Source organism: Streptomyces plumbidurans (genome assembly GCF_019857225.1).
Classification (GTDB): domain Bacteria; phylum Actinomycetota; class Actinomycetes; order Streptomycetales; family Streptomycetaceae; genus Streptomyces; species Streptomyces plumbidurans.
The window spans coordinates 108,164-119,887 of record NZ_JAFJSY010000029.1 but is presented as its reverse complement, the minus strand read 5'-3'; the positions used below and the strand labels follow the sequence as shown (position 1 = coordinate 119,887).

The window sequence follows — 11,724 nt, the reverse complement described above, 5'->3', positions numbered from 1 at the left end:
GGCGGGAGAGCGCGAGGCAGAGGCGTTCGAGCAGGTCGGCGCGGTTGGCCATGGCGAACCTGCGACCCGACACGCCGAGCGCGCCGCGGGCCGGGTGGTCGGCGGCCACGATCATCAGCCGGCCGGAGTCGCCGACCAGCGGTCTGCGGGCGCGGCGGGCGGCGGCCTCCGCGACGGCCTCGGGGTGATGGGTGCGGGTGCGCACGAGTGCGGCGACGTCCACGCGCGCGTGCGCGACGCCGTCCCCGCCCTCGGGGTGGGCGCCCGAGACCCGGCCCGCCCTCACAGCACCGCTCCGGCCCGGACGGCGGCCTCGATCTCGTCGGCGGTGGGCATGGCGGAGGAGCACTCCAGGCGGGAGGCGACGATCGCGCCGGCCGCGTTGGCGTACCGCATGACCGTCTCCAGGTCGCGGCCCGCCAGCAGTCCGTCGCACAGCGAGCCGCCGAAGGCGTCGCCCGCGCCGAGGCCGTTGAGCACGGTGACCGGCAGCGGCGGCACCTCCGCGAACTCGCCCTTGCTGCTGGCGGCGAGGACGCCCTTGGGTCCCTGCTTGACGACGGCGAGTTCACAGCCCGCGTCCAGCAACGCCTGGGCGGCGGCCTGCGGTTCGCGCACTCCGGTGGCGACCTCCACCTCGTCGAGGTTGCCGACCGCGACGGTGGTGTGGCGCAGGGCCTCCTGGTAGAAGGAGCGGGCGGCGGCGGGGTCGCTCCAGAACATGGGGCGCCAGTCGAGGTCGAAGACCGTGGTGCCGGACCTGGCGCGGTGCGCGAGGGCCGCCAGCGTGGCCGTACGGCTCGGCTCCTCGCTCAGGCCGGTGCCGGTGACCCAGAAGATACGGGCGTCACGGATGGCGTCGAGATCGAGTTCGTGGGCGCCGATCTCCAGGTCGGGGGCCTTGGGCAGCCGGTAGAAGTACAGCGGGAAGTCGTCCGGCGGAAAGATCTCGCAGAAGGTGACCGGCGTGGGCAGGCCCGGGACCGGGGTGACCCAGCGGTCGTCGACGCCGAAGCCCTGCAGGGCCTCGTGGAGGTAGGTGCCGAAGGGGTCGTCGCCGGTGCGGGTGATCACCGCGGTGCGGCGGCCGAGGCGGGCCGCGGCCACCGCGACATTGCTCGCCGAGCCGCCGAGGAACTTGCCGAAGCTCGTCACCTGCGGCAGCGGCACACCGGTCTGGAGCGGATAGAGGTCCACCCCGATCCGCCCCATGGTGATCAGGTCGTACGCCATCGGCTTCCCTTCGTTGCGCCTCTCCCCCGGTTTCTAGCTCCGCACAGGGAGCCCTGTCAATGTTTTGTCCAGACATTCGGACCAGACCTTGACACCCCCTGCCGGGACCCGCACTCTGGCCGCCATGACGTCACTGTCACCTCAATCACCATCTTCCGGTCTTTCCCGCATCCGCGTCGGCTCGGCGCCCGACTCCTGGGGCGTGTGGTTCCCGGACGACCCGCGCCAAGTCCCCTGGCAGCGCTTCCTCGACGAGGTCGCGGAGTCCGGCTACGAGTGGATCGAACTGGGCCCGTACGGGTATCTGCCGACCGATCCGGCCGTCCTCACCGAGGAGACGTCCCGGCGCGGCCTGAAGGTGTCGGCCGGCACGGTGTTCACCGGCCTGCATCACGGCGAGGCCGTGTGGGAGAAGACCTGGGCCCACGTCGCGGACAACGCGGCCCTCGCGCAGGCGATGGGAGCGTCCCACCTGGTGGTCATCCCGTCCTTCTGGCGGGACGACAAGACCGGCGAGGTGCTGGAGCCGGACACACTGACGCCCGAACAATGGCGCAATCTGAACACCCTGACGGAGCGGCTGGGACGCCGGGTGCGCGAGGAGTACGGGCTGCGGATCGTGGTCCATCCGCACGCCGACACCCACATCGACAGCGAGGAGAACGTCGTACGGTTCCTCGACGGGACCGACTCCGGCGTGGTGTCGCTGTGCCTGGACACGGGGCACTACGCCTACTGCGGCGGGGACAGCGTCAAGCTGATCGAGACCTACGGCGAGCGGATCGGGTATCTGCATCTGAAGCAGGTGGATCCCGAGATCCTGGCCGATGTACGGGCCAAGGGGACGCCGTTCGGGCCGGCCGTGGGGCAGGGGGTCATGTGCGAGCCGCCTGCGGGGGTGCCTGCTCTGGAGCCTGTGCTGGATGCCGCGCAGGCGTTGGGGGTGGAGTTGTTCGCGATCGTGGAGCAGGACATGTATCCGTGTGCGCCGGATGCTCCGTTGCCCATCGCTCAGCGGACTCGGGCGTTCTTGCGGTCCTGCGGGGCGTGATTTTCGGCAGGGCGCCCAGTCGTCTGCCGGGTCCTGTGGGGGCGCGGGCGGCGGTCGTGCGTGGTTGGTCGCGCAGTTCCCCGCGCCCCTTTGGGGGGGTGCAGTGAACGTGGGCGAGCGGCTGTCAATGCGCCGCGCCGGTGAGCCCGCGTGCGCCTTTGCGGCGCTTGTGTCACAAACGCCCCCCTCGTGTCACACATGTCGCATGTACGCGGGTTCTGCGTCACACCCGGCCCACAGGCCCTGCCCTCCTGTCACGCACCGTCGTTGACCGGGCACAGGCTTTGTGATCGCCAGCGCAGCGTCCGGCTCCCCCGACGGCCGCCCCCGGCCGCCCCCGCGGCGCGCGCAGGGAGGTGCTGCCCATGACCGACCGAAGGCTCTGGTCGTACAAGGAGATCGCGGCGCACATCAAGGTGCAGCCGGACACCGTGCGGTCCTACCGCAAGCACGGGCTGCTGCCCCCGCCCGACCACGTCGAGAGCGGCAAGCCCTTCTGGTACGCCGACACGGTCCGGGCCTGGGTCGCCTCCCGGCCGGGAAACCGCGGCCGGAGGGATGACTGACCTCCCGCGGCCACGCACACGCTCACCCACACAGTCACCCACAGAAAACCACCTGTGCCCCACCGACCCCGTGGGGCACAGTCACTTCATGAGCGACTTCTCCGTCAAACCCGTCCTCACCGGCGAGAAGACCGTGCTGCGACCCTTCACCGCGGCCGATGCCGAGGGGATCTGGGAGATCATCCAGGACCCCGAGGTCATACGGTTCACCTTCGCGCCGCCCGCGGAACTGACACTGGAGCGTGTGCGGGCCCTGTACGGCGACCGCGCCACCGCCCCCGACCGGCTGGACCTCGCCGTCACCGATCCGGCGACCGGCGAACTGCTCGGCGAGGTCGTCCTGAACAACTGGGACCCGGCCGCCCGCAGTTGCAACTTCCGCACCCTCATCGGCCCCCACGGCCGCGACCGCGGCGTCGGCACCGAGGCCGTCCGGCTGATCGTCGGGTACGGCTTCGACCAACTCGGTCTGCACCGGATCGGGTTGGAGGTCTACGGCGACAACCACCGCGCCCGGCGCGTCTACGAGAAGGTCGGTTTCGTGGTCGAGGGCGTACGCCGGGAGGCGCAGTCGCGGGACGGCGGCTGGGTGGACGAGGTGCTCATGGGCATCCTCGAGCACGAGTGGCGGGCCCGTGCGACCGGCTCCGTCAGCTCCACGGCTCGATGACGGTGACCCCCGCCGCCGGGGCCGTGTCCATCGCCGCCAGCGCCGCGGGCGCCGCGTCCAGGGCGATGGTCGAGGTGACCAGGAGGTCGGGGCGCAGCACGCCCGCCCGCACCAGCTCCAGCATGGGCGGGTAGGTGTGCGCGGCCATGCCGTGGCTGCCGAGGAGTTCGAGCTCCAGGGCGATCGCGCGGGCCATCGGCACGGGGGTCGTACCGGTGCTCGACGGCAGCAGGCCGACCTGGACGTGCCGGCCCCGGCGGCGCAGGCCGTTCACCGAGGCGGCGCAGGTGACGGGCGAGCCCAGGGCGTCGAGGGACAACTGGGCGCCGCCGCCGCTCAGTTCGCGGACCGCCGCGGCCGTGTCCGGCACCGCCGCCGCGTCGACGCACTCCGCCGCACCGAACCTCCGCGCCAGCTCCAGGGCCCCGGGCGCCACGTCCACCGCGATCACCCGCGCCCCCGAGGCGGCCGCGATCATCACCGCGGACAGGCCCACACCCCCGCACCCGTGGACCGCGACCCACTCCCCCGCCGCGATGCGGCCCTGCTGGACGACCGCCCGGTAGGCCGTGGCGAACCTGCAGCCCAGCGCCGCCGCCGTGGCGAACGACAGGCCGTCCGGGATCGCCACGAGGTTCACGTCGGCGTGGTCGAGCGCCACGTACTGCGCGAACGAGCCCCAGTGGGTGAACCCGGGCTGGGTCTGGCGCTCGCAGACCTGCTGGTCCCCCGTGGCGCAGGCCGCGCAGGTTCCGCAGGCGCAGACGAAGGGGACGGTGACGCGGTCGCCGGGGCGCCAGTTGCCGACGCGGGCACCGACCGCCTCGATGGTGCCGGCGAGTTCGTGGCCCGGTACGTGCGGGAGGGCGATGTCGGGGTCGTGACCCTGCCAGCCGTGCCAGTCGCTGCGGCACAGGCCGGTGGCCCGTACCCGTACGACCACTCCGTGGGGGGCCGGCCGGGGGTCGGCCACCTCGCGTACCTCGGCCGGCTCACCGAACTGCTCGAACACCACTGCCCGCATGCGCGCTCCCGTCGTCACCGTGAAAAGTACCCCCTAGGGGTATAGTGTGGAAGGAGCGGGTCCCCCCGTGGGCCCCCTCTGCCCCACATGCCTCGACGAGGAGAACGACATGACCGCCCAGACCGATACCCCGGGTACCGTCACCGCCGTCTACAAGGTGACCGGGATGAGCTGCGGACACTGCGAGGGCGCCGTCTCCGGCGAGATCCGCGAGCTTCCCGGCGTCACCTCGGTCACGGCGGCCGCGGCGACCGGCGAGGTCACCGTCGTCTCCGCGGCCCCGCTCGACGAGTCCGCCGTGCGCGAAGCGGTGGACGAGGCGGGTTTCGAGCTCGTCGGACAGATCTGACACCGGACGCGGGTACCCGAGATGACCGGCACCACCGCAGCGACTCCGGCGATACGCACGGCCGCGCAGGAGTCCGAGGTCGAACTGCTCATCGGCGGGATGACCTGCGCCTCCTGCGCGGCGCGCGTCGAGAAGAAGCTCAACCGCATGGACGGCGTCAGCGCCACGGTGAACTACGCGACGGAGAAGGCGCGGATCGCCTTCCCGGCGGACGTACAGGTCGCGGACCTGATCGCCACCGTGGTGAGGACGGGGTACACCGCCGAGGAGCCGCCCGCGCCGCGGCCGGAGCCCACCGGGCGGGACGCGGCCGGGCAGGAGCCCGCCGAGGACCCCGAACTCACTGCCGGGCGCAGGCGCCTGACGGTCTCCGCCCTGCTCGCGCTGCCCGTGGTGCTGCTGTCCATGGTCCCGGCCCTGCAGTTCGGCAACTGGCAGTGGCTGGCCCTCACCCTCGCCGCTCCGGTGGTCGTCTGGGGCGGGCTGCCCTTCCACCGGGCCGCCTGGACGAACGCCCGGCACGGCGCGGCCACCATGGACACGCTGGTCTCGGTCGGCACGCTGGCCGCGTTCGGCTGGTCTTTGTGGGCGCTGTTCCTCGGCGACGCGGGCCGGTCCGGCATGCGCGACGAGTTCCGCCTCACCGTCTCGCGCGCGGACGGCGCCTCCACGATCTATCTCGAGGTCGCCGCCGGCGTGGTCGCCCTCATCCTGCTCGGCCGCTATCTGGAGGCCCGCTCCAAGCGGCGTGCCGGAGCGGCGCTCAGGGCGCTGATGGAGCTCGGCGCCAAGGACGTGACCGTCCTGCGCGACGGCCGTGAGCTGCGCATCCCGGTGTCGCAACTGGCCGTCGGGGACCGGTTCGTCGTACGGCCCGGGGAGAAGATCGCGACCGACGGCACCGTCGCCGAGGGCACGTCCGCCGTGGACGCCTCGATGCTGACCGGCGAGTCGGTGCCGGTGGACGTGGGCGTGGGCGACGCCGTCACCGGGGCCACCGTGAACGCCGGGGGCCGGCTCGTGGTCGAGGCCACGCGCGTGGGCGCCGACACGCAGCTCGCGCGGATGGCGAAGCTGGTGGAGGACGCGCAGAACGGCAAGGCCGAGGTGCAGCGGCTCGCCGACCGGATCTCGGCGGTCTTCGTCCCGGTGGTCATGCTGATCGCGGTCGCGACATTCGGCGCCTGGCTGGGCGTCACCGGCGACGCGGTCGCCGCCTTCACCGCGGCCGTCGCGGTCCTGATCATCGCCTGCCCGTGCGCGCTGGGCCTGGCCACACCCACCGCGCTGATGGTCGGCACCGGTCGCGGCGCACAGCTGGGCATCCTGATCAAGGGCCCGGAGGTCCTCGAGTCCACGCGCCGCGTCGACACCGTCCTCCTCGACAAGACCGGCACGGTCACCACCGGCCGTATGACCCTGCACGAGGTCTACGTCGCCGACGGCACCGACGAGAGCGAGGTCCTGCGGCTCGCGGGCGCCGTCGAGCACGCCTCCGAGCATCCCGTGGCCCGCGCGATCGCGCTGGGCGCCACGGAACGAACGGGACGGCTCCCGGAGGTCGAGAGCTTCGAGAACGTGCCCGGACGGGGCGTCCGGGGGCGCGTGGAGGGCCACGAGGTGGCCGTCGGACGGCTCGCCGAGTACACCGCGCAGCTGCCCCCGGAACTCGCCCGCGCCAAGGCCCGGGCCGAGGGCGACGGACGTACCGCCGTGGTCGTCGGCTGGGACGGGGTGGCACGCGGTGTCGTCACCGTCGCCGACGCGGTCCGGGAGACCAGTGCGGAGGCGGTGCGCGCACTGCGCGCGCTGGGGCTCACGCCGGTGCTGCTGACCGGCGACAACCGGGCGGTGGCCGAGGCGGTGGCGCGCTCCGTCGGCATCGAGCAGGTGATCGCGGAGGTCCTGCCCGAGGAGAAGGCCGAGGCCGTGCGGCGGCTGCAGGCCGAGGGCCGGAGCGTGGCGATGGTCGGCGACGGCGTCAACGACGCGGCCGCGCTCGCCACCGCCGATCTGGGCCTGGCGATGGGCACCGGGACGGACGCGGCGATCGAGGCGGGCGATCTGACGCTGGTGCGCGGGGATCTGCGGGTGGCCGCGGACGCGATCCGGCTCTCGCGCCGGACGCTGGCCACGATCAAGGGCAACCTCGTGTGGGCCTTCGGGTACAACGTGGCCGCGCTGCCGCTGGCGGCCGCCGGACTGCTGAACCCGATGATCGCGGGCGCCGCGATGGCCTTCTCGTCGGTGTTCGTGGTGACGAACAGCCTCCGCCTGCGCCGGTTCGTCTGAACTGCGGCAAAGTTACCGGCGGTTAGGCGAAGTCGAGGTAAGAGCCCCCCTAGAGTCCGGGGCCAGGCTCACATAAGCTCTTCACAAGGCTCGCGCATCATCCTTACGCTTGAGTCCCGGTCGCCGTATCGGGGCCCTTGCGTATCTAACGGACATATGCAAGAGACGCAGATCACAGTGATGTGAACGTAACCATCGAAGGGGTTCGAAGGTCTAAGTTGACGATGTCAGGCAGCGTCTTGGGGGGCGTTTCCTGGCATCTGGGGATGTCTTGGGGGACTTCCTCAGAGGCGCGTTGCCGGGGCACGTACACCGGGGAGCTTTGAGCGGCCCTCCCGAACGTGCGATGTCCCGGCAGACCGCACACACATGAGTACGGCGGGTTTTGCTCATTCTGCTCAACGCTCGCCGCACTCAGCAGCGATTCAGGCGCTGTCTTCAGACGCCCGGCCGGATCCCGTGGGGGGAATCCGTACCGGGACATGGGAAGGCGCCCTGGACGTCGGCCCGTGGGGGGACCGGCGCCAGGGCGCCTTCTGCATGTACGGCTCGCGTACGCACTGCGGATGTACGCACTGCGGAGAAAACCTCACCCGCGGAGGGGCACCGGCGATTCCGGCGCCCCCGCCGAGAAGGGTCAGCGCTCCTCGACCGGCACGAAGTCGCGCTCCACGACGCCCGTGTAGATCTGGCGCGGGCGGCCGATGCGGGAGCCGGGCTCCTTGATCATCTCGTGCCACTGGGCGATCCAGCCCGGCAGCCGGCCGAGGGCGAACAGGACCGTGAACATCTCGGTCGGGAAGCCCATGGCGCGGTAGATCAGGCCGGTGTAGAAGTCCACGTTCGGGTAGAGCTTGCGCTCGGTGAAGTAGTCGTCGGAGAGCGCGTGCTCCTCCAGCTTCAGCGCGATGTCCAGCAGCTCGTCGGACTTGCCGAGCGCGGACAGGACGTCGTGCGCCGCGGCCTTGATGATCCTCGCGCGCGGGTCGAAGTTCTTGTAGACCCGGTGGCCGAAGCCCATCAGCCGGACGCCGTCCTCCTTGTTCTTCACCTTGCGGATGAAGGAGTCGACGTCGCCGCCGTCCGCCTGGATGCCTTCGAGCATCTCGAGGACGGACTGGTTGGCACCGCCGTGCAGCGGGCCCCACAGGGCGCTGATGCCGGCGGAGATCGAGGCGAACATGTTGGCCTGCGACGAGCCCACCAGGCGGACCGTCGACGTCGAGCAGTTCTGCTCGTGGTCGGCGTGCAGGATGAGGAGCTTGTCGAGGGCGGAGACCACGACCGGGTCCAGGTCGAACTCCTGCGCCGGGACCGAGAAGGTCATCCGCAGGAAGTTCTCGACGTAGCCGAGGTCGTTGCGCGGGTAGACGAACGGGTGGCCGATCGACTTCTTGTACGCGTACGCCGCGATCGTCGGAAGCTTGGCGAGCAGGCGGATCGTGGAGAGGTTGCGCTGCCGCTCGTCGAAGGGGTTGTGGCTGTCCTGGTAGAACGTGGACAGCGCCGAGACCACCGAGGACAGCATCGCCATCGGGTGGGCGTCGCGCGGGAAGCCCTTGTAGAAGTTCTTGACGTCCTCGTGCAGCAGGGTGTGCTGCGTGATCTCGCCCTTGAACGCGGACAGCTCGTCGACGGTCGGCAGCTCACCGTTGATCAGCAGGTAGGCCACCTCCACGAAGGAGGAGCGCTCGGCCAGCTGCTCGATCGGGTAGCCGCGGTACCGGAGGATGCCCGCCTCGCCGTCGAGGTAGGTGATCGAGGATTTATAGGCGGCGGTGTTGCCGTAACCGCTGTCAAGCGTCACCAGACCGGTCTGGGCGCGGAGCTTCCCGATGTCGAAGCCCTTGTCGCCGACGGTGCTGTCGATCACCGGGTAGGTGTACTCGCCGTCGCCGTACCGCAGTACTACAGAGTTGTCGCTCACGTCTTCCCTCACCGACGTAGTGCCTCATCTTCGAGGTTGCCCTGACTGTCTCTACCATCCCCCAATTGGCTCAGGAGAGTGCACTCGGGGTCGACCATCGGGCCTATCGGCGGCACTGAGTGCCGCCAACTTGCACATCCTGCCCCCTTGGTTCCCCATCCGGAAGTGCTCTGTGACCTTCGCGACTCATTTGATCGATCATTTTTTGTGATGCCTGCCTCACGGGGGTGCCGCGAAGGCCGCAAGCGCTTCACAGGAGCCGGGGGGAAAGCCTGAAGTCGAGTGCCGTACAGCGCCGTCCCGCCGACACCGTGCGCACCGCCTGGCCGATCGCCTTGCGTGAACCGACGAGGACGACCAGCTTCTTGGCCCGTGTGACCGCCGTGTAGAGGAGGTTGCGCTGGAGCATCATCCAGGCGCCCGTGGTGACCGGGATCACCACGGCCGGGTATTCACTCCCCTGCGAGCGGTGAATGGTCACCGCGTACGCGTGAGCCAGTTCGTCCAGTTCGTCGAATTCGTACGGAACCTCCTCGTCCTCGTCGGTCAGCACCGTCAGGCGCTGGTCGACCGGGTCGAGCGAGGTGACCACGCCCACGGTGCCGTTGAAGACACCGTTCTTGCCCTTCTCGTAATTGTTGCGAATCTGGGTGACCTTGTCGCCGACCCGGAAGACCCGGCCGCCGAATCTCTTCTCGGGCAGGTCGGGCCGGCCCGGGGTGATCGCCTGCTGCAGCAGGCCGTTGAGCGTGCCGGCGCCGGCCGGGCCGCGGTGCATCGGGGCGAGGACCTGCACGTCCCGGCGCGGGTCGAGGCCGAACCTGGCCGGGATGCGGCGGGCGGCCACGTCCACGGTGAGCCGCCCGGCCTCCTCGGTGTCGTCCTCGACGAAGAGGAAGAAGTCCTTCATGCCGTCCGTGACCGGATGCTGCCCGGAGTTGATCCGGTGGGCGTTGGTGACCACGCCCGACTGCTGGGCCTGGCGGAACACCCGCGTCAGGCGCACCGCCGGGATTGGGCCGCCGTCCGCGAGGAGGTCCCTGAGCACCTCCCCCGCGCCGACGCTCGGCAGCTGGTCCACGTCCCCGACGAAGAGCAGATGGGCGCCCGGCGGGACCGCCTTGACCAGCTTGTTGGCGAGCAGCAGGTCCAGCATGGACGCCTCGTCGACCACCACCAGGTCGGCCTGCAGGGGACGGTCCTTGTCGTACGCCGCGTCGCCGCCGGGCTTGAGCTCCAGCAGGCGGTGCACGGTGGAGGCCTCGGCGCCGGTGAGCTCGGACAGCCGCTTGGCGGCGCGGCCGGTGGGGGCCGCCAGGACCACCCTCGCCTTCTTGGCGCGGGCCAGCTCCACCACCGAGCGGACGGTGAAGGACTTGCCGCAGCCCGGTCCGCCGGTCAGCACGGCGACCTTCTGGGTCAGCGCCAGCTTGACGGCGGCCTCCTGCTCGGGCGCGAGGTCCGCGCCCGTGCGCCCCTTCAGCCAGCCCAGCGCCTTGTCCCAGGCCACGTCGCGAAAGCCCGGCATACGGTCCTCGTCGGTGCGCAGCAGGCGCAACAACTGGGCGGACAGGGACAGTTCGGCGCGGTGGAAGGGGACGAGGTAGACGGCCGTCACCGGGTCGCCGCCGTCCGGGCCCGGCACCTTCTCCCGTACGACCCCGGGGTCCTCGCCCTCCTCCGGCTCGGCGGCGAGCTCGGCGAGGCATTCGATGACCAGGCCGGTGTCGACCTGGAGCAGCTTGACCGCGTCGGCGATCAACTGCTCCTCGGGCAGATAGCAGTTGCCCTGGTCGGTGGCCTGCGAGAGCGCGTACTGCAGGCCGGCCTTCACGCGCTCGGGGCTGTCGTGCGGGATGCCGACGGACTGGGCGATCCGGTCGGCGGTGAGGAAGCCGATGCCCCAGACGTCGGACGCGAGGCGGTAGGGCTGGTTCTTGACCACGGAGATCGAGGCGTCGCCGTACTTCTTGTAGATGCGCACGGCGATGGAGGTGGAGACCTCGACGGTCTGCAGGAAGAGCATGACCTCCTTGATCGCCTTCTGCTCCTCCCAGGCGTCGGCGATCTTCTTGGTGCGCTTGGGGCCGAGCCCGGGGACCTCGATCAGGCGCTTGGGCTCCTCCTCGATGATCTGCAGGGTGTCCAGGCCGAAGTGCTGGGTGATGCGGTCGGCGAAGACCGGGCCGATGCCCTTGACCAGGCCGGAGCCGAGATAGCGGCGGATGCCCTGGACCGTGGCCGGCAACACCGTCGTGTAGTTCTCCACCGTGAACTGCTTGCCGTACTGCGGGTGGGAGCCCCAACGGCCCTCCATCCGCAGGGACTCGCCGACCTGGGCGCCGAGCAGCGAGCCGACGACGGTGAGCAGGTCGCCGCCGCCGCGGCCGGTGTCGACCCGCGCGACCGTGTAGCCGTTCTCCTCGTTGGCGTACGTGATGCGCTCCAGGACGCCCTCCAGCACGGCGAGGCGCCGTTCGCCCGTGGGGTCCCCCGTCTGCTGAGCCACGATCCGACGGTACAGCCAGGCTCTGACATCACGATCCGGTACAGGGGTCTTGCCAGGCACCCGTGTAATCGTTTCCAATCCTTGGTACGCAGTCGATGTAATC

10 protein-coding genes are annotated in these 11,724 nt (G+C 70.7%); 5 read left to right on the top strand and 5 right to left on the bottom strand.

The annotated features are described in order from the left end of the window. Positions 1–223: Cgl0159 family (beta/alpha)8-fold protein (locus JYK17_RS20570; RefSeq protein WP_443742966.1), on the bottom strand; the 223-nt coding region annotated here is incomplete at its 3' end. A gap of 59 nt (positions 224–282) precedes the next feature. Further along, a complete protein-coding gene (iolC, locus tag JYK17_RS20565) occupies positions 283–1,233 on the bottom strand; it encodes a 5-dehydro-2-deoxygluconokinase (RefSeq protein ID WP_222810951.1) in 951 nt (316 codons plus the stop codon). A gap of 124 nt (positions 1,234–1,357) precedes the next feature. Here iolC and JYK17_RS20560 point away from each other — a divergent pair, with 124 nt between their 5' ends. The 3 genes from JYK17_RS20560 (at position 1,358) to JYK17_RS20550 (ending at position 3,520) form a co-directional block, all read left to right on the top strand. Further along, on the top strand, positions 1,358–2,284 hold the full coding sequence (locus JYK17_RS20560; RefSeq protein ID WP_108012945.1) for a sugar phosphate isomerase/epimerase family protein: 927 nt from the start codon (positions 1,358–1,360) through the stop codon (positions 2,282–2,284). A 365-nt stretch (positions 2,285–2,649) separates the two neighbouring features. Continuing rightward, positions 2,650–2,850 (top strand): helix-turn-helix transcriptional regulator, encoded by a 201-nt coding sequence (locus tag JYK17_RS20555; RefSeq protein WP_108012946.1) that lies wholly within the window; start codon positions 2,650–2,652, stop codon positions 2,848–2,850. An 88-nt stretch (positions 2,851–2,938) separates the two neighbouring features. Then, positions 2,939–3,520 (top strand): GNAT family N-acetyltransferase, encoded by a 582-nt coding sequence (locus JYK17_RS20550; protein WP_108012947.1) that lies wholly within the window; start codon positions 2,939–2,941, stop codon positions 3,518–3,520. On the opposite strand, the gene JYK17_RS20545 is transcribed toward JYK17_RS20550, so the two are convergent. Beyond that, positions 3,501–4,544 carry a zinc-dependent alcohol dehydrogenase family protein gene (locus tag JYK17_RS20545; RefSeq protein ID WP_222810950.1) on the bottom strand — a complete coding sequence of 348 codons (1,044 nt, stop codon included), beginning with the start codon at positions 4,542–4,544 and terminating at the stop codon, positions 3,501–3,503. The two genes, JYK17_RS20550 and JYK17_RS20545, sit on opposite strands and share 20 nt — an antisense overlap. Positions 4,545–4,653: 109 nt before the next feature. On the opposite strand from JYK17_RS20545, the gene JYK17_RS20540 reads away from it, so the two are divergent. Together JYK17_RS20540 and JYK17_RS20535 are read left to right on the top strand one after the other, a co-directional pair. After that, entirely contained in the window at positions 4,654–4,893 is a 240-nt protein-coding gene (locus JYK17_RS20540) for a heavy-metal-associated domain-containing protein (RefSeq protein WP_108013301.1), read from the top strand. A gap of 21 nt (positions 4,894–4,914) precedes the next feature. Then, positions 4,915–7,185, top strand: a complete 2,271-nt coding sequence (locus tag JYK17_RS20535; RefSeq protein ID WP_108012949.1) for a heavy metal translocating P-type ATPase — start codon at positions 4,915–4,917, stop codon at positions 7,183–7,185. Positions 7,186–7,822: 637 nt separating this feature from the next. Here JYK17_RS20535 and JYK17_RS20530 read toward each other — a convergent pair. Both JYK17_RS20530 and recD2 read right to left on the bottom strand, forming a co-directional pair. After that, on the bottom strand, positions 7,823–9,112 hold the full coding sequence (locus JYK17_RS20530; RefSeq protein ID WP_222810949.1) for a citrate synthase: 1,290 nt from the start codon (positions 9,110–9,112) through the stop codon (positions 7,823–7,825). Positions 9,113–9,362: 250 nt separating this feature from the next. Further along, positions 9,363–11,621: an SF1B family DNA helicase RecD2 gene (recD2, locus tag JYK17_RS20525; protein WP_108012951.1), complete on the bottom strand. Its 2,259-nt coding sequence runs from the start codon at positions 11,619–11,621 to the stop codon at positions 9,363–9,365. Positions 11,622–11,724: the final 103 nt, after the last annotated feature.